Source organism: Paenibacillus sp. FSL H7-0737 (assembly GCF_000758545.1).
Classification (GTDB): domain Bacteria; phylum Bacillota; class Bacilli; order Paenibacillales; family Paenibacillaceae; genus Paenibacillus_AQ.
In genome coordinates this window covers 229,661-256,267 of the sequence record NZ_CP009279.1, presented here as the reverse complement: position 1 = coordinate 256,267, position 26,607 = coordinate 229,661, and the positions used below count along the sequence as shown (strand labels likewise).

Here is a 26,607-nt window from a genome sequence, read left to right as displayed (position 1 = left end):
AAGGAGTGACAACCATTGACTTACTACTTGGGGATCGATGGCGGAGGCACCAAAACCTATGCTCTGCTATGCAATGAACATGGCAATGTTCTCGGTAAGGGCAGGAGCGGTAACGGCAACCACCAGACAGGCGCACTTGAGGCAGCCAACAGCATTCGAGAGGCCACATTCGGGGCACTAGATGAGGCTGGACTCCGATTGGAGGACATCCAACATACCTATCTTGGGCTTGCCGGTGCTGACCGAGAGGCCGATTATCTCATTCTCCATCCAATGATTCGCGAGATCGGATTTATCAATTACACCATTAACTGTGACACCATGATCGGATTACGTGCAGGGACGACTCGCCCTTATGGAGTTGCACTAATCTGCGGCACAGGCACCAATTCGGCAGGCAGAAACACGCAAGGAGAGCACTATCAGTGTGGTGGCTTTGACTACATGTACGGTGACTTCGGCGGTGGCGGTGCACTCAACATTGAAGTCTTTCGTTCTGTCATAAGAGCTTGGGATGGACGGGAGCAACCCACCCTCTTGACCGGACTTCTACTCAACTTGCTAGGTTATGAGGAAGTTGCAGATATGTTTAATGATTTCCTCAATCATTGGAAAAGGGTCCCTGTTCATGCTGCTCGTTTGCTTTTCGAAGCAGCAGCTGAAGGAGATGCTGTAGCCTTAGAGATTCTAAATCGGCAAGGCGTTGAGTTAGGGAAGTCCGCTGCTGCAGTCATCCACAAGCTTGGGATGGAGCAGGACACCTTCGATGTGGTTCTGGCGGGAAGTCTGCTAACCCGTGGGGATCGCGGCTGGATTCGCGGACCTATTGAGAAAGCTGTACAAGCCGCAGCTCCACAAGCAACTGTGGTGACTCTTGCCACAGAGCCTGTAGTAGGTGCCGTATGGTCCGCGATGGATCAAGATGGTTTGACCCTTAGTAATGAAGCGTATGAGACCATGCGGCAATTTCAAGATTATGAATCGATCCAACAAACAAAAAAGACAGGAGTGGTTGATCTTGGCAACTAATCAAGGATTAAAGATCGCAGTTATCGGTGGGGGTTCTTCGTATACACCCGAATTGGTAGAGGGATTTATTCTTCATTACAAGGAGCTTCCTGTTCGTGAACTATGGCTCGTAGACATCGAACCTGGACTTCGCAAGCTGAATATCGTTGGAAATCTCGCTAAACGCATGGTTGAGAAATCCGGGCTTCCGATTGAAGTTCATCTTACAACAGACCGCCGGAAGGCTATCGAAGGTGCAGACTTCGTCAGCACTCAGATGCGTGTCGGTATGCTTGATGCCCGCGCACGTGATGAATCGATTCCTCTTAAATATGGTGTCATTGGTCAAGAAACGACAGGTCCTGGCGGAATGATGAAAGCACTACGTACGATCCCTGTCATTCTGGATGTATGCCGGGATATCGAAGAGCTGGCTCCTAACGCATGGCTGCTCAATTTCACCAATCCTGCAGGAATGGTCACTGAGGCTGTTCTGAAATACTCCAAAGTAAAGAGTATCGGTCTCTGTAATGCACCTATCGGTCTGATCAAACAAGTATCCGCCAAATATAACGTAGCTGCCGACCGTGTTTATGCCGAATTCGTTGGTCTGAATCACTTACACTGGATTACTCGAATCGACGTTGAAGGTGAAGATAAGCTGGATGATATGCTCACAGAGGGCTACAGTGCCAAGAACGTGCCAGCCCGAGAGTGGAATCCAGAATTCCTAAAATCTCTTCGCGCCGTGCCTTCCTACTATTTGAAATACTTCTATATGACGGATGCCATGCTCGAAGAGCAGATGGAATCGTTTAAGCAAGGTATCAACCGCGCTGAAGTCGTCAAACGCGTAGAAGAAGAGCTATTTGAGCTATACGCCAACTTAGAGCTGAGCGAGAAACCGAAACAGCTAGAACAACGCGGTGGTGCTTTCTATTCAGAAGCAGCAGTTAATCTCATGAGATCGCTCTATAACGGTTCAAACGACATCCAGACCTTGAATGTTGCTAACCGTGGCATACTGGACTTCTTGCCAGATGATGCAAGCATTGAAGTGAACTGTGTTGTCACCAAGAACGGACCACTACCTCTACCACTGACTAAGATTCCACCGATGGCCAAAGGGCTTATTCATGCTGTCAAAACCTACGAGCAGCTAGCCATTGATGCCGCTGTGACTGGTGATCGTGCGCTTGCCCTTCAGGCAATGGTGCATCATCCACTCGTTCCATCTGTAGATGTGGCGGTTCGTATGCTGGATGAAATGCTGGAAGCCAATAAAGAGTTCTTGCCGAACTTTTTTACTAAATAACTATAGAGATGAGGCGTCAATATGTCAGCTAAAGCGGTTTGGAAAGGCGATGTGAACCAAGCCATCTGCGCGTTTACATTTGATGATGGGCCTTCCCAGCTTCCGGTTGAATTATGGCTTGATGTTTTGGAGGAGGAAGGTGCTGTCGGCACCTTTTTCTTCACTGGGGAATGGATGGATCGCTATCCAGAGAAGGCGAGATTGATCCTGTCCCGGGGTCATGTGCTTGCTCCGCATACGTATCATCATCGGCGAATGGCCCAAGTACCAAAGGCGGTATTCTTAGAGCAGTTGAAGCTGACTGAGCTGGCCTATCAGGACGCAACGGGTCTCCCTTCTCCCAATTTCATGCGTTTTCCATATTGCTCATTCCGGGAAGAAAATCTCGAGTGGCTGACAGAATGGGGCGATTATCTAGATATTGAAGGCCTTGATTGCGGAGATTGGTCTGGTATTACTGCTGAAGAGATCGTTGCCAGAGTTGAACCTACGCTTGAGAATGGAACCATTGTAGTCATGCATAGTAATGATGTTGCAAAAGGTTCACCGGATGCACTGAGAGCACTTATTCGGATCGCCAAGCAAAGAGGCTTGGAAAGTGTCGGCATACCTGAGATCCTTGGGTCCATTGGCGTAGAAGTAAACCACAGACCCTGGAAAATAGTCGTAGACGTTCCCGCAGAGTTAGATCATCCCTTGGAAAATTGGATCCCTTTAGAAAATAGTAAGCAGCTTGCCGACCTCGCGACCCAGACAACTGAGTGGAACATTCCGCAATATACACTACATTTCACTTCTGAAAAGGAGTGGCTGGAGCATCTGGAGAGTCCACTAGAAGAGGTTGGAGTGACAGAGGATCGCGAGTTGTTTACCATACGGCAATTTGATGGCAGCTATTGGGGATATGTACGCGCCGGTGTCGTAGACAATACCCTTGTATTATTAGATTATGCGGCTAAAGAAGCGCAGGCTGATACCTTGGTATATTTGCTTCGCTGGGCTGCGGATACTTCGATCAGATTGGGCTTAACCCGGATTGAGGCTAGGCTGAATATTCGCAAAATGAGCGAGATGTGCAGACAGTTAGGCTGGCAGTCAGAGATAGTAGAAGATCAATAAGATATAATGTATTTCCTTAAGTCTGCTAAATTAAGCAGGCTTTTTTTATTCACCTCAAGTTTGCTGTAGCTTCTATTGCATTATCGTATTTCTCGAATCACCTGTGCAATGCCAGAAGAAATATCAGGCTCTTTTACACTAGATACGTTGAGCTTTAGAATTCTCTCTTTTTTCGCAAAATAGGGAAGGTAACCACTATCCGCCATCTCCACTCGAATGCACTTTTTTTGCAGCCGTTTGATCATCTGCTCTGTTCTAAAGTTATCCTCCAATTTCAGATACGTATGCACGCCCAGCTGACTGGCAGGAACATAGGAATAATGCTGTTCAGACGCTGCATTTGCCTCCCTCATAATCGAATCATGGAGGAGCATGGACCTTTTTCCGTAGCAGGAACGCATCTTTTTTCGGTGGCGCTCGAACATTCCACTTTTTAAATACAACTCCAAGGCAGCTTGAGACAGCATAGAACTATCTATATCCATCAGTCTTTTGAATCGGTTAAAGGACTCACAGAGCACCTCAGGAAGTACAGCCACACCAACGCGCAGACCTGGGAATATAATCTTGGAGAAGCTTTTTAAATAGATAACGTGTGATGTATTATCATAGGCATAAATCGGATCTTGCTTCGTATCCTGCTCCAGATCTGCCATATAGTCATCCTCAACGATATACACATCGTATTTAGCTGCAAGCTGGGCGATCGCCTTCTTCTGGTTGCGGGTATAGGAAACGCCAAGCGGATTATGAAACCGCGGCACGGTATAGAAGAACTTGAAATCGCCCGTCTTAAATAACCGCTCTAATTCATTCAAATCTACCCCGTCATCCGAACGCTGTATCCCCTCTGTCTCGATGTCGTACGTCTTCAAATACTCCATAAACAGTGGGTAACTCGGCTGTTCAATCAACACACGCTCCCTGCCATTCGGAAAAGGAATACGGGTTAAGAGTCCAAGTGCTTGCTGCACACCAGAGGTGATAAAAATCTGTTTGGAATCAGCAAATACCTGATAAGAGGCCAGTTGCCGCTGCATTTCACGGATCAGAGACGGCAGCCCTTGCGGCGTTCCATAGATAAACAAATCCTTACGGTACATATCGATCGCCTTATTAATACAATGTTGAAAATCTAGATACGGAAAAATATCCGGGTCCGGTGCAGATGCTGTAAAATCAATCCAGTGCGCCCCCTCTTCTTTTTGTTCCCCACTGCGTTTCATGACATAATATCCACTCTTTGACGCGGCATAGATTAGATGTTTGTCCTGAAGGTCTTGGAGTGCTCGAATAACCGTGCTCTTATTGCAGTCATAACGTAGCGCTAGCTCTCGAATAGAAGGTAACTTGTCGCCCTCACGATATGTATCTTCAGCGATTTGTAATTCCAGATCGTTGATTAACTCCGAATACTTATATATGCCCTTCACCTACCTCCGAGTCTATTTTGTACCGGTACAGATGAACAATAATTACATTGTAGCACAGCTGTTCTAGCCTTAGAATAAAGAGCATAACAGGACCGGTCCTAAATGCGCGCAACACTTTGGAGGTCTTATAGATGAATACATCTTCTACTCAAAAAGCGATAGTAGCTGCTGTCTTGAATGCTATTATTGTCGGGTTTTCTTTTATATTTGTAAAAATGGCTTTAACCGTCTCGGACCCATTCGATACGTTAGCTCACCGCTTCACGTTATCTTTCCTTGCCGCTTCATTATTTACTTTTCCAGGATGGGGGCGGGTGAAGTTTGGTATTTCCAAGGCAGCAGTGGTAATCCCACTTGCTCTACTATACCCATCGTTGTACTTTACACTTCAAGCCTTTGGACTTCTGCATACAACATCTGCTGTAGCGGGCATTATTCAGGCGACCATGCCCATCTTTACCATCATTTTAGCAGCGATGTTCTTGAAAGAAACTACAAGCGGATTCCAGAAGATCTCCACCTTAATCTCGGTTGCAGGCATCATTCTTATCTTTGCCATTCCAGGCGTGAGTATTTCTTCCTCTAGTCTGTGGGGCGTCTTACTCATCCTTATCTCAGCGCTATCCCTTGCCGGCTATAATGTTGCGGCCCGAAAGCTGACACGAACTTGGAGTCCTAAAGAGCTCACTTATATGATTACTTTATTTGGATTTATATTTTTTAATGGATTGTCGATCATTAAACATGGTTCGGCAGGAACCTTGAATCAATATTTCACACCTTTTCAGGAGCCAAAATTCATATTCTCCATGATTTATCTCGGTGTGCTATCTTCCCTCGTGACCTCCTTCCTCTCCAACTATGCTTTATCCCGAATGGAGGCTTCACGCGTGAGTATCTTCGGCAGTCTTTCGACGGTTGTCTCTATTCTTGGCGGTGTACTCCTGCTGAATGAACAGCTGGAATGGTATCATTGGACCGGCACGGTGATGATCATTGCCGGGGTGATCGGAGTGAATTGGCGGAAAAGGGCAAGGGTTCAAGCAAAAAGCGAAATTGGGTTGGACTAGATACATTTACGTAACAAAAAGACACCCCTCGAGGTGTCTTCTTGCTTTTACCTTCTCATTCTCTCTATTCTGTATCAAGCTGCGGTTATCACTGTTACTTCGACGTTTCTAACGCCTTGATTTTCTCTTTATATTGATCCAATAGTTTAGTTAAAGCTTCCTTAATCACAGTAGAATCTTTGGTTTTAGCCGCACTATTCAGATCCTCTTGGGCTTTGAAGAAGGCTTTATCAGCCTCACTAAATTCTTGAATTGAAATCGTAGCTCCAGTCGCCTCTACAGCCGCAATTGCCGCTACACCTTTAATTGAAGTAGAGACAACACTCTCCATCTTCTGAGCTTCAGGTAATTGGATATCAACGCTGCGACCCGCTTCAATGTAACTCACGGGCAGAGCTTCAGCTGATCCAATCTCTTTCGATAATTGAACTCCCTCCGCCTGCTCAGAAGGTACAAGCTCAGAAACTGCGGTAATACTAAATCCAGCAGCCTTATAATATTGATCCAAGGTCTTCTTCCAGTCTTCCAGAGTATTAGGTGCGTATGTTTTAGCCAGTTCCAGGGGATCTACCCAATCAAAGCTTATTAAGCTTGCAGAAAGTGATCCACTATTTGCTGGAGTAACCACTGCTGCTGTTGTCTTCGCACTTTGATCGTTTGCTCCACTAGCTGCGTTCACTGCAGTCGGTGCGGCAACTGCGGACACTAGTAGGGCGGACAACGCTAACTTTTTAAATATCATCTGTTGATTCATAAATACAACACTCCTCGTCGATTTGAATGATCTTACAAGTACAAGCTTACAAAATAGGTGTGGCATAACATTGGTTAATTTGTGGAAAAACGATGGCAGACCCCTATACCCACCTATGGATTGATATAATTGCAGAAGAATACTCTGGAGGTAACGAAATGAATACCAACTATCTCATTGCCGTAGTAGACGATGATCAGCATATACGTAATCTTGTAGAAGCCTATTTACAAAAAGAAAATTACCGCACGATCGGCCTTGGCAGCGCTGAGGAAGCATGGATCTTATGGCAGACAAGCCCACCGGATATGTGGGTGCTCGACGTAATGTTGCCTGGCATGGACGGGTACGAGTTTTGTCGGCGGATTCGCAATGAAGCCGAGGTACCGATTATTATGATCTCCGCAAGAGATAATGAAGTGGATAAAATATTAGGCTTAGAGCTTGGCAGTGATGATTATCTGGTCAAGCCATTTAGCCCCCGGGAGCTAGTTGCTCGCATTAAACGCCAGTTACAACGCTGGTATAAAATGAGTAATCCCGTGGAACCCGCAATTAGTACCCCACACCCATCGACGCAAATTGAAGTTAGCCACCTACAGTTATTATTGGAGGAAAGACGTGTGTTCTGGCACGGAAATGAGATTGAACTTACCAGCAAAGAATTCACCCTTCTAAAAGTTTTTGCAGCTTCTCCAAACCGCGCATTTACAAGAGATGAGCTGTTAACCTATGTTTGGGGAGATGACTATTTCGGGAGCGATCGCGCCGTGGACCATTTAATTAAACGAATGCGGAAAAAACTAGACCTGCTGCCGATTGAAGCCGTTTGGGGACATGGTTATCGTATGCGTATTGAGGAGGGAATGGAGATCAATGAAGCTTGCACATCAGATTAATATCGCCTTTAGCATCGTATTGGTACTGCTCCTGTCTATTACCGCTGTCGTGATCCACTTTGTACTGCTCAATCATTTTGTCGGTACACAAAAGGCAGAATTGCGAACCATTAGCTCTGCCATGTCAGCCACTATGATTGAGGGAAGCACGTACAAGGGCGACATGGGGACTGAACTCCATGCGTTACCCGTAATCATGCCTTCTACTGTTGGTACCGCAGGCGTCGAGGCCATTCTTAGCGATGAGACAGGAAAAGTATTGTCCACCTCATCGAACATGAGTTCAATCGCGGTAAACTCCAATACGCAGTTTGTCGCAGGTCAAACCTCGGATCTCCAGAACATATGGAATGGAACAGATGCAAGATATATAACGGAAGTGAAGTCCACCCCGATAGGCACGCTAACTCTGCTTACACCTATGAGCGCAGTTACAACGATTGAACAAGCTCTGCTCAAAAGACTTCTAATCGTTTTCGGTGCAGCAGGGGCATTCATGCTCCTATTTGGCCTGTTTATCACGAAAAAGCTAATCCAACCTCTAATGAAGCTGCAGCAAGAGCTGAAAAAGGTAAAGGAACGCCACTTTTCGGATGTTAAGCTAATCAAAGCTGGCGGAGAGATTGGCGCTGTCGCTAAGTCGGTATATGACATGGCTGGCGAATTAAATCGTTTTAACCACGTACAGAAGCAATTTTTCCAGAATGCCTCACATGAATTAAAGACCCCACTAATGTCTATCTCTGGGTATGCTGAAGGGATTAAGGATGGTATCTTCGAGGGGGAAGGGATCGATAAAGGTCTGGATATTATCATGAGTGAGAGTAGTCGTCTGAAGAAGCTCGTTACTGAAATGACCCTGCTTGCGAAGCTGGATAGTGAGGAGGATATATTTAGAACTAGCGAGCTTTCTCTGGACGATTTAGTCGTAGAAACAATTGAACGCATGAACCCCCTTTTGATGAAAAAGGGACTGACCCTACATGTATCCTACGATGACTGCGAGCCACTTACGATCCGGGCCGATAGAGATAAGCTATTGCAGGCGCTGCTTAATGTAGTTTCCAATGCAACTCGTTATGCCAACCAGCATATCTACATTCATGCTTCGGTTAAAGATGGTCAGGTTCTGCTCTCCGTTAGTGATGATGGCCCTGGCATATCAGAAGATCTGCTTCCATACCTGTTCCACCGATTTGTAAAAGGAAAAGATGGCGAATCAGGGCTAGGACTAGCCATATCCCGTGCGATTGTTGAGCGCTCCGGAGGTCTGATTTCGGCAGGGAACCGTAAGGATGGCGGTGCAGTGATCACCATGGGATTCCCTACACTCTCCCCTACCTAGACAGTTTCATGTCGAGCGGAACACCAAAAAGCGATCCTCCTGAGTACCTCGAACTCAGTTCTTTCATTGTTAAAGAAGGCGGCAAGGTAGCTATATTGACCATCAAGAGATTTCCTTTAGAGGAGATCTCTTTTTCGTCTTCAAATCTCTTTATCGTTCGTTTAATGGCCTTCGGATTTAGGGTAATAATAAAGCAACATGCTATTTAATGCATAATTTAAAACATCCTGTGTGACCCGGAGGTATTAAAATGAACAAGTTCGACGCTATTATTATTGGTTTCGGTAAAGGCGGAAAGACCCTTGCCACAGAACTAGCTAATCGAAAATGGAAAGTAGCAGTGATTGAACGCTCTAAGAAAATGTACGGTGGAACTTGCATTAACATCGCCTGTATCCCTACGAAATCCTTAGCTTATCAAGCCCATCAAGGGGAAGATTATATAGAAGCGGTCCATAATAAGGATCAGCTTATTTCAAGTCTACGCCAAAAAAATTACGATAATCTAAATCAGAACGAGAATATAGAAGTTATCAATGGTGAAGCTTCCTTCTTATCGGATCACGAAGTCCAAGTAAAGGATGCCGGTGAGACGAAAATCTTAACCGCGGATAAAATCTTCATTAATACGGGCGCTGAAACCATCATTCCTACTATTGATGGGATACAAGATAGTAAGTTCGTATATACCAGCACATCCATTATGGATCTTAAGGAGCTCCCAACTAAACTAGCCATCATTGGTGGTGGTTATATTGGATTGGAATTCGCATCGATCTACAGTCAATTCGGCGCACAGGTTACGGTGCTGGAGAGTTCCTCGAAATTCATTCCTAAAGAAGACCGCGATGTCGCGGACGCCGTCCTCCAAACCTTTACCAAGAAGAACATTGAGGTCAAACTGAATGCAAAGGTTATAGGACTGAAGGATGTTAAAGATGGAACAGTTATCTCCTTTTCGATAGATGGTGCTATTCAAGAATTGAAAGTCGATGGGGTTCTGGTTGCGACAGATAGAAAACCAAACATTGAGGGATTAAATTTAGAAGCAGCCGGTGTAGAAGTTACAGATCGGGGCGCTATTAAGGTGGACCCTTCCCTAAAAACCACCGTTCCCCATATATGGGCCCTCGGAGATGTCAAAGGCGGATTACAGTTTACCTACATCTCATTAGATGATTATAGAATTGTAAGAAATGACCTTTTCGGGGATCATTCCCATACCACAAATGACCGTGACGTTGTTCCATACAGTGTATTTATTGATCCCCCACTATCCAGAGTAGGAATAAGTGAAGAAGCAGCCGTCGAACAAGGACTTGAAATTAAAGTCGCTAAGTTGCCTGCAGCAGCTATTCCACGTGCTCGCTTAATTAACGAAACCGAGGGCTTCCTAAAAGCAATTGTGGATGCAAAAACCAATAAAATCCTAGGAGCTACATTGTTCTGTGCGGAATCTAGCGAAGTGATTAATATCGTGAGCATGGCAATACAAACAGGGCAAGATTTTACCTTTTTGAGAGATCATATCTTTACTCACCCTACAATGAGTGAAGCTTTGAATGATTTGTTCTCACAGATCAAAGAATAATACTACATGCATGGCAAACAAAAAGACACCCACATGGGGTGTCTTTTACTTTTACTATATAACACGATGCTGAACCCACTTCTTACCCATGAAACGCCGTAGAAATATGAATCCTCTTATTCCCCACTCACAGTTCATAGCTAACCAAACCCCAAGCAGACCGAAATCGAGAACAATACCTAAGATGTATCCGAGTACTACACGGAACAACCACATACTTAACATAGACACCATGGATGTGAACTTGGAATCACCCGCCGCTCTAAGCGCTGACGGTGTTATGAAACTAACAGACCAAAGCGGTATTTGTACGATTGTATTGATAAGTACAATTATGAAAATATCCCTCACAATCTCCGCAGGTGGATGAAACATCGACACTAGCGGATGGAAGAAAGGCATAACTAACAATCCCATCACCACAAAGGAAAGGGAAGATGCTACGAGAAACGATTTAATAAATTTCCGAGCATCCTTAACATTATTGCTTCCCATACATTGTCCGACCACTGTAATAATCGTCAAAGACAACGCATTACCCGGAATTTGCATAATCCCCGCAAAGGAAGAGGCGATAGCATTTGTAGCAAGCGCGTAAGTACCGAGACTGACGATAAAGACTTGCGTCAGAATCTTACCACCATTAAAGAACATCTGCTCCGCCGCAAACGGCATACCGATGAACATTATTTTTTTGAGCATGGAGAATTGAACCACCAGTAAGTCACGAATTCGAATATGCAGTTCATTGTCCATCCGGAACAGATAATACAGAGCGCATATCGCGCCCAAATATCGAGCTATATTTATAGAAATGGTCATTCCTAGAACGCCCATATGCAAAAGGTTAATAAATACGAGATTCAAGAGGACGTAAACTAAATTCATAATGAGCGATAGCGCAAGCGAGGCTCTCGTCCTTCCGATTCCCCGAAGAGCACCACACACTGCCTCTACCACAGCTATTCCAAGATAGGAGATACAGCTTCCAATCAAATAGATTCGGGCGTTGTGCATTACCTCGGGTGAAGCTGCTCCAAATAGTAAGTTCAACAGCGGATTATGAAAAAGAATACCAAACATACCAATAACAAAAGCCATAAGGGAAACTGATGAAGTCGCGCCTGCGGTAGCTTTTGATACCATAAGACTATTACCGCTGCCTTTATACTGCGCTACGACAACCGTACCACCTGTTGATACCGCGATAAACACACTAATGAGAAAAAGATTAAGGGAATCAATCATGTTCACCGCACTGATAGCTGCCACACCGGACGAACTGATCATAGCCGTGTTCACTAGATTTAGCCCCACTATAAAGGCTTGATCTACCAGAATAGGGATAAATAAAGCAATCATATGGCGATAATCTAACGATTCTCCTGAAAAATATTTTTCAAGAAACCGCACACTTCGCTTCGTATTGACATTTACATTAGGTTCCATCTTCGCTTCACTTCTTTTACATTAGAGTTATCCAGATCTGAAATATCCTTATAAATAGAAAAAGGCTCTTCAGGTTGAAGAGCAATTCAAAAGTACAGCTAATTTATAAGCACTTAGGTATGCGGTCGAGAGGACTCGAACCTCCACGGGGATTAACCCACACGGACCTGAACCGTGCGCGTCTGCCAATTCCGCCACGACCGCACAAAATATAAAAGAATCATGCAGTGCAGAACTAAATTATCATATATTAGCGCAAAGGGCAATACCTAATGTAAAAAGAAAAAGTGTACCGAGTCCCTATTAGGGATCATCGATACACTTTTTAGAAGAACTATCGGATTATGAAGCTTGTTCAAGCATACGGTAGATAATGACTGCCGCTTGAGCGCGGTTAGCTATGCCCTTAGGTGCAAATTTACCACCCTCAACACCGTTAACAATCCCCAATTGGGTCAGTTGTGCTATAGCGTCCTGTGCGTAAGGAGCAATACTGGACTTGTCTGCAAACTTGCCCAGCGCTGCATTCTTATCAATCGGCTGTAGTTTATCTTTCAATGCATTAGCAATCATAATAGCCATTTCTTCACGAGTCACTTCACGACCCGGTTCAAATTTACCATTTCCAGAGCCTTTTACAAGTCCGGCCTTGACCGCAAGGGCGATAGAATCCGTGTACCAAACTCCTTGCTTAACATCGCTGAATGAACTGGTTGTTGCCGAACCCGTCAGATTCAGTGCGCGTACCAGCATTGTAATAAACTCTGCTCTAGTCACTGTTTTGGTTGGAGCAAAAGTATTTGCATCCAATCCTTTTATAATGCCCTTAGCAGCCAATGCTTGAACAGCTTCTTGCGCCCAAGCTACCTTACCCAGATCTTTGAAGTTTGCTGCTGGAGCAGTAGTTGGCGCTGGTGTTGCTGTTGGTGCTGTCGATGGCGCTGGTGTTGCTGTTGGTGCTGTCGATGGCGCTGGTGTTACTGTTGGTTTTGGTGCCGTTGTTGGTGCCGTTGTTGGCGTTGGTGTTGCCGTTGGACTAGGTGTCGGCGTAGGATTTACTTCCTTCAAATTGTTAACAATCCGACCTTCAATAGCTGCTTTAATCTCTTTTCTATCAAATGTGTTCACAATATAGTCGTAGAATACGTCCAAATCAATAGGCCCAGCCAATGAGTCACTAGCTTCAGTCAGAACCTTGTAATTATCCCCACCTGCAGCCATAAAGTTGTTTACTACAGCTGTATACTTCTGCGTCGGATTAATTGCTTTTCCATCGGTTAATGTGAGGCTCGCGATGCGGTCAGGTACTGGAAGATACATGTTTGCTGTATATTTCAATCCCGAAATTTGCAGCGTTTTGATATCTGGTGTTCCATCAGCTTTTACATTCCATTGCTGTTGCAGCAACGTTTTAATTTGTGCTCCAGTCAGTGTCAGCTTCACAAGCGTATTGCCGAATGGCTGAATTTTGGCAAGGTCTCCGAAGGTTACAGGACCCTTTGGAAGATCCGCACGGATACCACCTGGATTCATAAAGGCAAAATCAGCAGCCTTTGCACCATCGCCGAAATCAGCAGTACGCATAGCGTCAGCAATCAAGTTACCAAGCGCAGCCTCATTGTTGTATGCATCAGTACGAGTGATAGTTCCGTCTGTTGTACCTACTGGTTGAGTAAGTTCAGGATGCTTCTCAAGGTAAGTATTAACCAGCGCTACACTTTCCGGATCCGGTGTTACACCGTCATGGAAGGTCGAGGTTACTACAGCAGACTTTTCCTTCACATCACCTGTTTTAGGATCAATGATCAGCTTGATATCTTCAAATGCTGTACCGTAAGAGTATGCTTGTACAATCAGCTTGCCGTTTACCGTTCCATTTGCCAGAGCATGGTTATCACCAGCAACGATAACGTCAACCGGGGAGTTCGCAGGAAGCGCATTAGCTAGATCAGCTGCTTCACCTGTAGTTTTGCCATCTTTAGTTGTGGCAGGATCATGCGCAAGCACGATAATCGTTTCAACACCATTAGATTGAAGCTCTTTAGCATATTTTTCAACAGCCGCCACTTCCTCCTCAGGAGTGAGGAAATATACGCCAGCTGTGCCGGAAGGCGAAACTTTGCCTGGTGTAGCCTTCGTTACAAGGCCAATAAAGCCGACCTTCACACCGCCCACTTCTTTAATTACATAAGGCTTAATAATCGGGTCGCCAGTTTTGGCATTCACCGCATTGGCATTAACATAATCAAAATTCGTACCCTTGTGGGTAACATCGCTGTCTTTAGGGTCCACACCGCCATAAAGTTGCGTCATTAGTGCATCGACACCTTGGTCAAATTCATGGTTACCCAGGGAACCCACATCAAATCCCATCATGTTCATCCACTCAATCGTCGGTTCATCGCGTTCAAGCGAGGATACAGGAGCAGATGCACCTACGGAATCTCCGTTGTGGAAGAGTAGAGCATTGTCATATTTAGCCCGTGCTTCCTTCAGATAAGTCGCAAGAATAGCAGCTGTTCCCACATTCTTGTTGCTTACTGTAGAAACTGTATCCAGTTGGCCGTGGAAATCATTGATTCCCAGAAGGTGAACTTCTACATCCTTAACTGGGAGAGCCAGTTTATAAATACTAAATCCCTTAATATCTTTTGCACCAGTGTCCTTAATGTTGGATGGCACAACTTTTGCCGCTTCTGGTGACGAAGTAAAGGTGATATTCACATCATCCGAAATAGGAGCCAAAGACCAGTTCCCATCCGCAGAAGGATCAATGGTACCTACTTCTCTGATGTAATCCATGAGGATCTGGCGATTCTCATCCTGTGAATCGACTACCATCTCTGAACCTTTCACACCCGGGAAGTTCCCACCACCACTTGCGCGGTAATTGTTAGTCACAACAATAAAATCTTGGTTTGGATCCAAAGTTTTACCTTTATACGTAATTTGCTTCACACGACTCGATGAAGCATCGTTAATTGTTCCGGTAGGGGTATATTTTGCAGGTTTAGTTACATCAATTGTGTATTTAATGCCATCAATGACATCGAAGTTATAAACCGCAAAATCTCCATTGAGCAAACTTTGTGAAGCTGCACTTTTCACATCGATGGTATTAAATGCGCCCGCACTCATTTCAACCCATTCCTTAACAACAGAGCCTTTGACTTTAATAGCTTTCAGCGTGTTGTCATACAGGTACAAGTCACTCGCACTGCGAATAGTCAGCGGACCTTTCTCAATACTCGTATACTCAGAAGGACCGTTACGTCCAGCCTTGAAAGGAGCACCTACGCTAAGAATCGGAAGACTTTTATACTGTGGTAGATTGGTTTCAATATACTTCTCCACATACCACTTCTGGGCATTGGTAACAATTTGCACGGTTGGATCGTCCTGAACCATTGCAAAATAACTGTTCATCGGAGCGGTAGTAACGCCTAGCTCTTGGCCTGTATAGTCAATAGTAGCCTGGTGGTCTGCCGCAACAGCAGCATCAATAGCAGTATCCGGTATAGCATTGGCTATGGAGCGGGTCGAGGCTTTAGAGTTCTTTTTATCTACTTCCCATTTGCCGCCTACTTCTACCAAATTAAGATCAATTAGACCCAGATAACCTCCACCATAACCTGCTTGCACGGCAGGAGTACCATTAATATGCCCATAAACATTATCAACAACGGATTGAGCATTATTATATGGTAGCTTTGTTATTGGATCTTTAAAAGAAGCATCAAGCGTTGCATTATCAACTGTTGGGAACACCTTGTGAGTGTGTGAGAAGGTAATCGCGTCAATGTCGTCAACCTTACTTAAAAGATTGATAGCGTTTTCTGCACCAGTACCTGCAACTGCAGTTGCATCGAAGCCAGTATGTGCCATTGCTACGATTACATCGACACCCTCACTCTTCATAATAGGAACATATTTTGCTGCTGTTTCAGCAATGTCCTTAACAATGACTTTGCCTTCTAGATTAACCTTGTCCCATTCCATAATCTGAGGGGTCACAAGACCAAGCACACCAACCTTAATATCACGGAGTTGGTTATCGCTGTCCATTATTTCTCTATCAAGAATGACATAAGGTTTAAAAGCATTTACGTCATTGTCTGGGTTACCATCTTTATCATCAATATATATATTGGCATTTACATAGGGGAAGTCGGCACCACTCAATGGATTATTAGCACTGCCCTTAATAGTACGTTTCAAGAAATCCAGCCCATAGTTGAATTCATGATTACCAAAAGTCGCAACATCATATTCCATAATATTCATAGCCGCAATCATAGGGTGTAGCTTAGTCTCTGATTCTACTAAATTACTTTCATTCGCGATGTAAGTACCCAATGGCGTACCTTGAATCAAGTCCCCATTGTCGAGCAGAAGATTATTATCAGGATATTCGCTCCTAGCATAAGTAACCAACGTAGCTGTCCGATCGAGTCCTACAGTTGTAGAGGCTGCATTCTTAAAATAGTCCCAGCCGTAGACATTGGTGTGTACGTCCGTAGTGCTCATCAACCGGAGTTTGGCTGTGGCATCAGATGCGGCTTCGGCTTTGTCCGGACTCCAAACCGTACCCAAAACGACTCCACCTAGTACCTGTGCTGAAAGCACTGCAGTTGCTAGTACAGAAGCGAGAGGCTTGTTCCATCGTGTCTTCCATCCCATAAAGATTTATTCCCCCTAGTAATTTTTACATAATTTCGGTGATATTATATCACACAAACATGACGAAAAAGTATAGGATTGTAAAATTAATATAAATTCGTGTCAAATATATTAACGTGTGAAGAAAGACCTAGGTCACATTGTTATTTTATTAGATCAAGAGTCTCTAGACATATAAAAAAACACACCTTATATAGGTGCGTCCTAAGAAAGCGCATACATAAAATCAAAACACGTCGAATCTTTATCTGATAATAACTCTCTCAAGACCCACTCATGATGGCAGTAAACCCAAAACAAATTGCCGTGATTAAAGACAAAGGTGTCATCACAAGTCTTTCTTTTCTACTCTTCGATAATATATTCATTACGGTATTGAGAATTAGATAGACTGTAAAAAAGTAACATACGCCTCTATCAAAAGGTAATCCAATAGAAATCACGTTGCCTGCCTGCAACAAGTACAAGATTGCAATCAGTTGTATAACAACTGAGATCGCACACGCAATCCTCATCTGTAAGGGCATGATTCTATGTTTGCCACCCATTGCAAATTCACCATAAGGTAATCCTAAAGACAGTAATATGTAAAGAATCGCCGCTCCCGCAAAAGTAATACTCCCAATCCATGCAGATAACATCCTTCCACCCCCTTCACTAATTGGTATTCGAATCGTATAAGCGGAAGAACACCTTTATAAAAGCAATGGACTTTCACGAGAGATACTTGGAAATCGATATTTATGTATAACGTCGTTTCCTCATCCAATTTTTTGGACTTTCTTTTCATATTAATGATGAACCCGCACAAGCAACACCGGAATATCTGAGTAATATATAATTAAATAGACCAATGAGGTGATCCACAAATGTCAAACAGAGCAAAAATTCGCAAGCGAGCTGAACAGCTCAAGGGTAGACCTGTGTGCGTTACGCTTCATGATGGACGTACGTATGTAGGATGGATAACTGGCCTCGATAAGGATGGATTGACCCTCTCCAAACCACGTAAAAATAAAAATAAAAACAAAAAATCAAAAAAACACTCTTCTTCCCGCTCCCGGAAAGCGAACGTATCAGGACTCATGCCATTATTCGGCTCACTTTTCGGAATGGGAGGAGGAGCTGCAGGGGCTGCCGAGTCTGCAAGTTCAGGCGCTTCAGGATTCGGTGGAATTATGGGCTTCGTAGGGATGATCCAAAGAACAATGCCGGTTGTGAAAATGGGCTACAATATGATTAAATCTATTTCCCCATTCTTGAATGGACTGAAGGGTTTAATGGGATAGTCAAAAGACACCCCTCAAGGTGTCTTTTTATTTTTCCTCATGAACTTATCAGTTTCTTCAACAGTCTCCCCGCAGATTTTACTCGTGGGCGCTTTAAATGCTCCTGTACATAGCGATAGTCCGTTAATTCAACACTAGCATCACGAATCGCATAGGTAAAATCATCATCAAAGGGTAGACGGTATTCCCAGACTCGCTTCTCCCAATGTGGTATATTTGCAAGCATCCACGGATCGTCGATTCCGGGATGAATATAGGTTTCACTAACACCATCAGGTAGCGAATACATCTTGGCAATAATGGATTGTTTGAAACGATCGTACGTCTCACCCTCTTCCACACCAAAAGGATGCGACAACAAGTAATCAGGAATCGGGACTCCAAGTGTATCGGCCAGCCCGGATCCAAGTGCAACAGGACGTTCAATATTTTTCAGCGATCCCAGAAGAGGATCCTCTGGATGGATGTATCGAAAGAACCGTGATGGCAATCCCCAGCGCGAAATTCTCCACAACGTCTGCGGGAGCAAGCTACGTCCCGTTTCCATGCCATATAAACTTCCCATATGGTTGTCTACATGACTAATCACTATTCCCGATTGTTTCACTCTCTCATACTGCGCAACAATCTCCTTCAGCACAGCTTTTGTCTGCGCCCCCTGCTCAAACTCTTTTACCGTCTTATATTGATGCCCGCCATCGTCATGTAGTGAAGAGTCCCCCGTCAGGCTGCTCCAGCGTAAAGCCTCAAACTCACTAGTCATCGTCAAATGAAGGCCCACATTTTGTTGTTGCCTACGGCTACACCATCTAGCTGCCTCCTCGAATCCAGGGGCCACCGCCATGATCGTCGCTGAAGATACTTTTCCCTCTTCTAATAGATGCATAATCGCCTGATTCATGGCAGGGCTTTGCCCAAAGTCATCACAATTGATGATTAATTTTCTGATCATGGTCAGCATCACCTCTCAATTGCCCCGTAAATGTAAATTTAATAGTAAAAGATATGACAACAGATATCGCTAGCAGACATAACGGCACCACGCTTATTAAATACCGGAACGTTGCTTCTGGATCAGACCCTGGGTCATCGCCACTCTTGTAACCAAAGATCATCCCTACAATGAAAAAAGCCAGCGCCGAGATTAATCCGCTCGAGCGAGTGATGAATCCACTTACCGCGGTATAGATGCCTTCTCTTCTCAGACCTGTCTTCTCCGCATCCTCATCAATAATTTTGCCACCTACGATTGCCGGGGTTACTAGAAATCCTGCTAGTCCGAAACCAACAACAATGCCAGCGGCCACACCACTTACAAGATCATAACCGAACCATAGCGGAATGACAGATAAAGCATATAGGATAAGCGATAGCCGCCATGCCTTGACCCCATCCATCTTACGAATAATCCAATACCACACGAACACTAATGGAATGACCGAGACAAAGACAGCCGCGAGCATAATAGATACCTGTGCTTCTGAAATATGTAGAACATATTTTGCATAAAAGGGAATCATCGAGCTTATAAGTCCATTAACCGTTTGGGCAAAAGAGTTCGAAATATTAAACACCCAGAACTTCTTATTCCGAATCGTTTCCCGAAAAGCCGGGATGAGCTTCAACGGTTCAGTCTTAGTGGTCTCTTTCTTCTCTTGGACATTCATCATACATAAAAACATAAACACGCCGAAGACACAGGCATACACAATAGCCATATTAGAGAAGTTAATTGCTGCGAAAAGTTTTGGCGTTAGAGCCGTACCGATTAACAGAGCAACCACTTGATACCCTTGCTGAATCACCGAGGCTTTTGCCCGAATACGATCTCCACGGAACAGCTCCGGAAGCAGTGCGCCATAGTTCACCCACAAGACCGTAGCGACAGCCTCATAGAAAATAAGTGTCACTAGAAACCAAGTGAAGAGTCCATTCTCGGATAAACCGCCAGGAGGAGAGAACACCAGCACAAACGCCAGCATAAATAACGGAATCGAGCCGAACACCCAGGGTCTACGCCGACCATAGCGGGTATTTGTGCGGTCTGACCAGTATCCAAACAGCGGATTATTCACCGCATCCCAGATCAGAAAGATTGTTCTGGCCAGTGTAGCAAGTCCAATGCCCAAGCCCAATTTCTCCACATAAAAATAACTGTAAAAAGAACTAAAAGCCTGACTGGGAACCATCATCGCAAACATCCCTAAAGCAAAGGTGTACGGCGAGTTCATCCATTTATGCTTCACTCACATACCTCCCATATTGTAATCATCTAGTTGTAATATATTACCACATATACTGGAAGTTTAGTGACAAATTTGCTCCAATCTAATGCGTTTCCTCATCATAAAGAAGGGATAACCGCGGATGTTTACACAGTTCAAAAAAGTGCTCAGTAGTATAAACTACCAAGCACTTTGCTTCTTCCACTATAAAACGTCTTTCAGCTTTTTCCGACTCTGAATATCCAAAGTGGAATAATCACGAATTTCGCATCTTTTTCCGTTGACGTCAGTAAGAATGATGCGGTAAAGACTCGGGTATTGCATATGCTCATGCAGGTTACGCATAACGATACGGGTCTGCCCCAGATTCGTTTGCAGCTCCCAAATCCACATATCTGCCTTCTGTTTGATGGAATCAATTCGGGTCACAACGGGAAGAAAGTATCGCAGCTGCAATTCTTTGTCCACTTCCCCCCGACTTTCCTCATCCAGCTGATCAATGTCACGAATGACACCAATCTCCTCACTCTTAGAATTTCTCACAGAAATATACTGGGTGTTGTATTGAAAAGGAAATATACGAAAAAGGATTAGTTCTTCATAAACCTTACCTTCTATTACCCCTTGAAACACCCCACCTTGACTACGGCTAAAGGAAATCAGACCCGGTTCAAAAATGTTAATTTCATAGGGATCTTTATCTTGAGCTTTCAATTCATCACTGACGCTGATTGGATCACTCATGCACTTCTACCCCCTTGATCTGGGACATTTCTTTCTGTGCTTCGACCAGTTTAAAGTAAGCCCCTTCTACTGCTAGCAATTCTTCATGCGTACCCACCTCAATAATCTTACCGCGTTCCAGCACGACGAGCCGATTGGCATTTCTTAAAGTGGACAATCGATGAGCAATGGCGAATGTCGTTCTACCTTTAACCAGACGCGAGATCGCTTCTTGGATTTGCCGCTCAGTCACTGTATCCACAGAAGCCGTTGCTTCGTCCAGAATTAGAATCCGCGGATCGTGAATTATTGCTCGGGCAATAGACACTCGCTGCTTCTCCCCTCCGGATAACTTATGCCCACGTTCACCTACCCTTGTGTCATAGCCATCAGGTAGCTGAACGATGAAGTCATGTGCATTGGCAATTTTAGCAGCACGCATAATTTCCAGCTCTGTAGCGTCCGGTTTAGAATAAGCGATATTCTCAGCAATCGTGCCGTCGAACAGGAATGTCTCCTGCAGCACTACACCGATCTGACTCCGAAGGTCAGACTGGCTAATATTTCGGATATCCACCCCGTCGATGGTGATGGTACCCTCATCTGTGTCATAGAATCGGCAAATCATGTTGATGAAGGTCGACTTCCCAGCACCTGAATGTCCGACCAGACCAATCATCTCTCCTGCAGCTACTTTTAAATCCACGTTCTTGAGCACAGGGTGATGCTTTTCGTATCCATAAGTGACCTGTTTAAACTCTACCTCACCATTAACACGACCAATATCAGCTGGGTTCGTAGTATCAGGCACATCGGATGGTGTATCCATAATTTCAAAAACCCGATCTGCAGCTGAAATCGCATGACTGGCCCAATTGATCATTTGACTTACCCACTGCAAAGGTCCGAGGAGCATCCCGAGGTAAGTCACCAAAGCGATTAGTGTACCAATAGATAACTGTCCATCAAGCACCGTTCTGCCGCCATAATACCAAATTAATAGCGTACCTACGCCAGCAACTAACGCAAAGGCGGGAAACATTCCCTGCCACAAGCCTTCAATCCGGATATTGTGCCGCACCAATTCCTTATTAGCGACAGTATAACGTGACATTTCCGTAGTTTCCTGACCAAATGCTTTAACCACACGAATCCCCTGCAAAGAATCGCCAACCAGAGCGTTTAGTCTAAAAATAGATCTCCACTGCTGGTACCACCGTCTGCCAATCATCGGCCATAATACAGTCGATAGTACGACCATAAGCGGCATAGGCAGCATGGCTAGCAGTGTTAGCTTCCAATCCATACTAAACATAATGGCGAAGATTGCGATCACCCTTAATGATTCACCCGAGACCCATATTACGCCATCTGTCATGAATTGCCGCATCGCCTCAGAGTCATTATTTACCCGTCCAATGAATTGCGAAGACTGTCTTCGATCGAAGAAAGATAACGACAATTTCATCAAGGAATGATACACATCATGACGCAGATCACCCATAATTTTTGAGCCAATCCATACTCCGATAAGTCCACGTACAGTCTGCATTAGAGTAACCACCAGAGAGGTGGCTGCAAGCCCAATTACAATCCATAGCAACGTTGAACCCATGTCCTTTTTTGTTAGCACGTTATCTACAATCATTTTCGTCAAAAAAGGTGGAACAAGCTCTATCAATGTAGTGAAAATCAGCATAATCGCTGCTGCGATCATTTGGATTTTATACGGCTTAGCGTAACCTAACATTCGAAATAGAACCTTGCCGTTACTTTTACACACCGGACAGGTCTGAGAATCGTCAGGTAGCGGATTGCGGCATTTCGGACAATGTCTTGGAAATTCTTTTTCAGAAGCCGTTGGCCGCTCCTCCCCTTTAGCTACAGCAGCAATTAATTTAGACGCATATCCAAATATAGAGGTAAGCGATGCGGTATAACGTATAAGAATGATTGGACCCTCTTTAGTATCTACAAGTAACGAACCGCCTCCTACCCCACCTACAACTCGAGCATCGGTTATGCTCGAAACAAAAAACTTCGAAACCATTCTCCCGTCCGTTCCCCAAACGGACACTTCCTTCTCTGTCAATACAAGCCATTGCTCACCGAACTGTCCATCTTTCATTAAATCAGATCCAAAGTGGAATAACGGTTGTTCCGTAAGCTGCATTTCTATAGACTTGGGAAGTTTATCAACATATGGCATTCTTTTTCTCCCCTTTCTTTACCCACCTATTTACTCACATATATTTACAGTGGTAAAGATGAAAGAATGACTATAATTATTTTGTATAGTTACTTGAACAACCCAAAAAAGACACCCTTAAGGGTGTCCTTTTCATTATTTTCTATGATACTGGCTATGTCCTAAAAACAAATCCCGATGGATTTATTTTTATGTATAACGGGTCAGCAAATGCTCCTGCGCTAATTTCATATCTTATTAATTAACCAAATAGATCGGATTCTAGAAATCTGTTCGTTATTTTCGACGACGAATGTTCATGCGATTATACATCACTAAACCGGCGATGACCATGCCCAGCGTACCTATACTACTCGCTACTTCAGTCTGCATACCAAACAAAATACATACGTTAGTCACCAGGCTTCTCGTAAGCAACGCGACAATAATTAGCATGATCGGACGCCAAAAGTTATATCTTCTCATTTCAGTAACACTCCTAACCCATTTTTCTTAAGCGCTTAACCTTATTTATCTATATGTATTATAGCATAAGTAAGTAACCGCATACATTTTACGTAATCCTAACAATTTTGATCTAATCAGAGCATAATTCAGCGCCCAACCCCTTTGTTCGTTCGACTTTAGGTATAGACTTATCATTTTTTACGGATTATAATAACAAACGAACACCAAAAGACGAACATTAAGGCGGAAATCATGACTGAATATATGCAAATATTCCTAGGCACTTCATTTTCAAGCAAATCACCAAAGGAAATTCAAATTTTAAAAGACCATCTCTACTGCATTAATACAGATGGAATGATAGAAAAGATCGTTTCACCAGAAGAACCCGACTATCAAACTTTACTAGCTACTTATCAAGACCAAGACAACTTCCATCGATTAGCTGAAGGTCAGTATTTTTTGCCTGGCTTTATCGACTTGCATGTTCACGCCCCGCAGTGGGCTCAATCTGGAACTGCATTAGATATTCCACTCTATGATTGGTTAAATACGTACACCTTCCCACTGGAGTCTAAGTTTTCGGACCTGGATTTTGCTAAAAAGGTCTACTCTGATGCGGTTGATACTTTACTCGCGAACGGAACTACTACAGCCCTTTATTTTGCAACGGTGCATAAAGAAGCCAGTTTACTATTAGCCCAAATATGTGCGGATAAAGGGCAACGCGGACTCGTTGGAAAAGTGGTAATGGACAACCCTCAAGGAAATCCAGAATACTATCGCGACACTGACACCGACACCGCAATTAAAGATACAGAAGAATTTATACTAGCGGTAAAAGAACTAGCCAAATCTACTAAGCAAGGTGTTTATCCAGTAGTGACACCTAGGTTCATTCCTAGCTGTACAAATGAGGCTTTGCAAGGTCTAGGAGACTTAGCCGCCAAATATGATACTCATATTCAATCGCACTGTAGTGAAAGTGATTGGGCACATGGTTATGTACAAGAACGATTCCAGAAGAACGATGCTTTTGCCTTGCATGATTTCGGTCTACTCCGTGATAAATCTGTAATGGCACATTGTAATTTTTTAGAAGAAGAGGATGTAGAGTTATTTGCGGAGACAGGAACGGCTATTGCGCATTGTCCAATATCAAACGCTTATTTTGCCAATAGTGTCATCCCTATCGCTCATTTCCACGCCAAAGGTGTAGAGATTGGTTTAGGGTCTGATATTTCTGGCGGTTTTTCACCTAGTCTCTTCGATAACATAAGACAGGCTGTAATGTCTTCAAGAATGCTAGAGGATGGCGTTAATCCTTCCCTTCCTGCACAAGAGCGTGGATTACTAGGATCACGGATTAAGATTGATGAAGCTTTCTATCTTGCTACTGCTGGCGGTGGTAAAAGTTTAAGCTTACCTATCGGTCGGATACTAGAAGGCTATACATGGGATGTTCAAATTATTGATACGAAATTACCATCGGCTAGATTGCCTATTTTTGATGGGAATGAAGATTTAGAGGACGTGTTTCAAAAGATGATGTATTTAGCTCGACCTGAGAATATCCGTGAAGTCTGGGTACAGGGTGAAAAGGTTCATTCACGTTAAGGATCGATAAAACTAGAAAATATAAGGTGGGCATCTGAGTGGAAACACAAGCAAACGTACAAGATCAAGCGCCATTGAAGTCACAACTATTAACCGTTCTACCCGATGAAAAAGTTTCCTTCGGTAAATCCATCATCCTAGGCTTTCAACATGTATTGGCAATGGACGTTTATGTGGTTCCTTTCCTGATTGCAATGTTAATCGGCTTACAACCGAATCAGTCAAGCGCGTTGATTCAATCTACCTTTATTGCTGCTGGACTTGCAACGATTGTGCAGACTTATTTCTGTATGAAGCTTCCTATCGCGCAAGGTCCATCTTATGTTCCGCTTGGTGCGATTGTCAGTATTTATGCCGCTAGTGGCGGCGGGGAGCTGGGTTGGAGTTCCGTGTTAGGTGCCAGCTTAATCGGTGCGGTTCTAGTTATTATTTTGGGCTATGTCGGGATCTTTAATAAAATCGTTAAGAACTTTATCCCACCCATTGTAGGTGGTACGATCATATTCATAGTTGGTCTTTCTTTATTACCTGTTGCTATAAGAGACAATATCTATGGAGCTTCAGGCGCTTCAATCAATCAGAACGTTTTGTTAGCCCTTATTTCAGCAGGTACACTCCTTTTATTCGTGATTCTCGGTTCTATGTTCCGTAATAAAGGATCGATCTTCCGAATTATTTCCGTCATGATGGCGTTAGTAGTTGGATGTATCTCTGCTAACTTGATGGGTGTGTTAGATTTCTCAGCGATTAGCAAAGCGAACTGGTTTAGCATGCCTCGTATCGCTTTTGTAGATTTCGGATTCTCGTTCAACTTTTCGGCTATTATCACCATGGTTATTATTTATCTCGTACTGCTAGCTGAAACAACAGGTACCTGGTTTGCTGTCAGCAACGTAATCAATAAACCTTTAACAGACGAACATATTAATAAAGGGGTTATCGGTGAGGGGATTGGCTGTCTTATTGCTTCTGCACTCGGTTCAACACCTGTAACAGGCTATTCTACCAATGCGGGCATTATCTCCATCACAGGTGTTGCCTCCCGCCGGGTTTTCCTCGCAGTAGGAGGATGGTTTGTCCTCTTCGGTTGTTCTGGTAAATTAGCTGCTCTGATCTCTTCCATTCCATCCGCTGTAATCGGCGGCGTCTTCGCTATCGTCTGCGGGATCATTGCAATTAATGGTGTACAGGTAATGAAGAACGTAACGATTGGCGAGAAAGAAATGTATATTATCGCAATACCGATGATTATCACGTTAGCTTTGGTACTCATTCCTGGCGACTACTTGCATTCCTTGCCTTCATTCGTGCAATATTTATTGGGCTCACCTATCCTAGCGGCTTCATTGGCAGCGATCTTATTGAATAAACTACTGCCAAGTGGAAAATAGAACGTAAAATGCTAGATCTTAAAACGGGCATCAAATGATGTCC

Annotated in this window: 20 protein-coding genes and 1 tRNA gene; 10 read left to right on the top strand and 11 right to left on the bottom strand. The window is 44.0% G+C overall.

Going from position 1 to position 26,607, the window contains the following annotated elements; all coding sequences use genetic code 11:
• The first annotated feature begins 15 nt into the window (after positions 1 to 15).
• The 3 genes from H70737_RS01205 to H70737_RS01195 are packed head-to-tail and all read left to right on the top strand — an operon-like array spanning position 16 to position 3,442.
• Entirely contained in the window at positions 16 to 1,029 is a 1,014-nt protein-coding gene (locus H70737_RS01205) for an N-acetylglucosamine kinase (RefSeq protein ID WP_042184110.1), read from the top strand.
• Positions 977 to 2,323 (top strand): 6-phospho-beta-glucosidase, encoded by a 1,347-nt coding sequence (locus tag H70737_RS01200; protein ID WP_042184108.1) that lies wholly within the window; start codon positions 977 to 979, stop codon positions 2,321 to 2,323. The genes H70737_RS01205 and H70737_RS01200 overlap by 53 nt, the downstream gene beginning before the upstream one ends.
• Before the next feature lie 21 nt (positions 2,324 to 2,344).
• A complete protein-coding gene (locus tag H70737_RS01195; RefSeq protein ID WP_042184106.1) occupies positions 2,345 to 3,442 on the top strand; it encodes a polysaccharide deacetylase family protein in 1,098 nt (365 codons plus the stop codon).
• A gap of 80 nt (positions 3,443 to 3,522) precedes the next feature.
• On the opposite strand, the gene H70737_RS01190 is transcribed toward H70737_RS01195, so the two are convergent.
• Entirely contained in the window at positions 3,523 to 4,866 is a 1,344-nt protein-coding gene (locus H70737_RS01190; protein WP_042193107.1) for an aminotransferase-like domain-containing protein, read from the bottom strand.
• A gap of 140 nt (positions 4,867 to 5,006) precedes the next feature.
• On the opposite strand from H70737_RS01190, the gene H70737_RS01185 reads away from it, so the two are divergent.
• Positions 5,007 to 5,945, top strand: a complete 939-nt coding sequence (locus H70737_RS01185; RefSeq protein WP_042184104.1) for a DMT family transporter — start codon at positions 5,007 to 5,009, stop codon at positions 5,943 to 5,945.
• Positions 5,946 to 6,039: 94 nt separating this feature from the next.
• Here H70737_RS01185 and H70737_RS01180 read toward each other — a convergent pair whose 3' ends face one another.
• Complete coding sequence (locus tag H70737_RS01180) at positions 6,040 to 6,699, bottom strand: hypothetical protein (protein WP_042184102.1); 660 nt, start codon at positions 6,697 to 6,699, stop codon at positions 6,040 to 6,042.
• Positions 6,700 to 6,857: 158 nt separating this feature from the next.
• Between H70737_RS01180 and H70737_RS01175 the strand changes: the two genes are divergently transcribed.
• The 3 genes from H70737_RS01175 to H70737_RS01165 all read left to right on the top strand — a co-directional run bounded on the left by H70737_RS01175 (position 6,858) and on the right by H70737_RS01165 (position 10,534).
• The gene (locus H70737_RS01175; RefSeq protein WP_042184099.1) at positions 6,858 to 7,598 is read left to right on the top strand and encodes a response regulator transcription factor; all 741 of its coding nucleotides are present in this window, start codon (positions 6,858 to 6,860) and stop codon (positions 7,596 to 7,598) included.
• A complete protein-coding gene (locus tag H70737_RS01170; protein WP_042184097.1) occupies positions 7,576 to 8,943 on the top strand; it encodes a sensor histidine kinase in 1,368 nt (455 codons plus the stop codon). The genes H70737_RS01175 and H70737_RS01170 overlap by 23 nt, the downstream gene beginning before the upstream one ends.
• Positions 8,944 to 9,193: 250 nt before the next feature.
• Positions 9,194 to 10,534 carry an FAD-dependent oxidoreductase gene (locus H70737_RS01165; RefSeq protein WP_042184095.1) on the top strand — a complete coding sequence of 447 codons (1,341 nt, stop codon included), beginning with the start codon at positions 9,194 to 9,196 and terminating at the stop codon, positions 10,532 to 10,534.
• Between the two features lie 54 nt (positions 10,535 to 10,588).
• Here H70737_RS01165 and H70737_RS01160 read toward each other — a convergent pair whose 3' ends face one another.
• From H70737_RS01160 to H70737_RS01145, 4 genes are all read right to left on the bottom strand, one after another.
• Positions 10,589 to 11,983, bottom strand: coding sequence for an MATE family efflux transporter (locus tag H70737_RS01160; protein ID WP_042184093.1), 1,395 nt, complete (start codon positions 11,981 to 11,983; stop codon positions 10,589 to 10,591).
• 120 nt (positions 11,984 to 12,103) lie between these two features.
• Positions 12,104 to 12,187: transfer RNA gene (locus H70737_RS01155), tRNA-Leu, on the bottom strand.
• Positions 12,188 to 12,325: 138 nt separating this feature from the next.
• Positions 12,326 to 16,663 carry a bifunctional 2',3'-cyclic-nucleotide 2'-phosphodiesterase/3'-nucleotidase gene (locus H70737_RS01150; RefSeq protein WP_042184091.1) on the bottom strand — a complete coding sequence of 1,446 codons (4,338 nt, stop codon included), beginning with the start codon at positions 16,661 to 16,663 and terminating at the stop codon, positions 12,326 to 12,328.
• A gap of 263 nt (positions 16,664 to 16,926) precedes the next feature.
• Positions 16,927 to 17,304, bottom strand: a complete 378-nt coding sequence (locus tag H70737_RS01145; RefSeq protein ID WP_042184089.1) for a hypothetical protein — start codon at positions 17,302 to 17,304, stop codon at positions 16,927 to 16,929.
• Positions 17,305 to 17,532: 228 nt separating this feature from the next.
• Between H70737_RS01145 and H70737_RS01140 the strand changes: the two genes are divergently transcribed.
• Positions 17,533 to 17,952, top strand: coding sequence for an LSm family protein (locus tag H70737_RS01140; protein ID WP_042184087.1), 420 nt, complete (start codon positions 17,533 to 17,535; stop codon positions 17,950 to 17,952).
• Positions 17,953 to 17,989: 37 nt separating this feature from the next.
• Here H70737_RS01140 and H70737_RS01135 read toward each other — a convergent pair whose 3' ends face one another.
• From H70737_RS01135 to H70737_RS01115, 5 genes are all read right to left on the bottom strand, one after another.
• Complete coding sequence (locus H70737_RS01135) at positions 17,990 to 18,904, bottom strand: polysaccharide deacetylase family protein (RefSeq protein ID WP_042184085.1); 915 nt, start codon at positions 18,902 to 18,904, stop codon at positions 17,990 to 17,992.
• Complete coding sequence (locus tag H70737_RS01130; RefSeq protein ID WP_042184084.1) at positions 18,876 to 20,198, bottom strand: MFS transporter; 1,323 nt, start codon at positions 20,196 to 20,198, stop codon at positions 18,876 to 18,878. Before H70737_RS01130 ends, H70737_RS01135 begins: the two co-directional genes overlap by 29 nt.
• A gap of 183 nt (positions 20,199 to 20,381) precedes the next feature.
• Positions 20,382 to 20,921 (bottom strand): DUF1854 domain-containing protein, encoded by a 540-nt coding sequence (locus H70737_RS01125; RefSeq protein ID WP_042184081.1) that lies wholly within the window; start codon positions 20,919 to 20,921, stop codon positions 20,382 to 20,384.
• Entirely contained in the window at positions 20,914 to 23,109 is a 2,196-nt protein-coding gene (locus H70737_RS01120; RefSeq protein WP_042184079.1) for an ABC transporter ATP-binding protein, read from the bottom strand. Before H70737_RS01120 ends, H70737_RS01125 begins: the two co-directional genes overlap by 8 nt.
• Before the next feature lie 276 nt (positions 23,110 to 23,385).
• Positions 23,386 to 23,574, bottom strand: coding sequence for a hypothetical protein (locus H70737_RS01115; RefSeq protein WP_042184077.1), 189 nt, complete (start codon positions 23,572 to 23,574; stop codon positions 23,386 to 23,388).
• 234 nt (positions 23,575 to 23,808) lie between these two features.
• On the opposite strand from H70737_RS01115, the gene guaD reads away from it, so the two are divergent.
• Together guaD and H70737_RS01105 are read left to right on the top strand one after the other, a co-directional pair.
• Complete coding sequence (gene guaD / locus H70737_RS01110; protein WP_042184075.1) at positions 23,809 to 25,173, top strand: guanine deaminase; 1,365 nt, start codon at positions 23,809 to 23,811, stop codon at positions 25,171 to 25,173.
• A gap of 38 nt (positions 25,174 to 25,211) precedes the next feature.
• Complete coding sequence (locus H70737_RS01105) at positions 25,212 to 26,564, top strand: uracil-xanthine permease family protein (RefSeq protein ID WP_042184073.1); 1,353 nt, start codon at positions 25,212 to 25,214, stop codon at positions 26,562 to 26,564.
• The last annotated feature ends 43 nt before the right edge of the window (positions 26,565 to 26,607 follow it).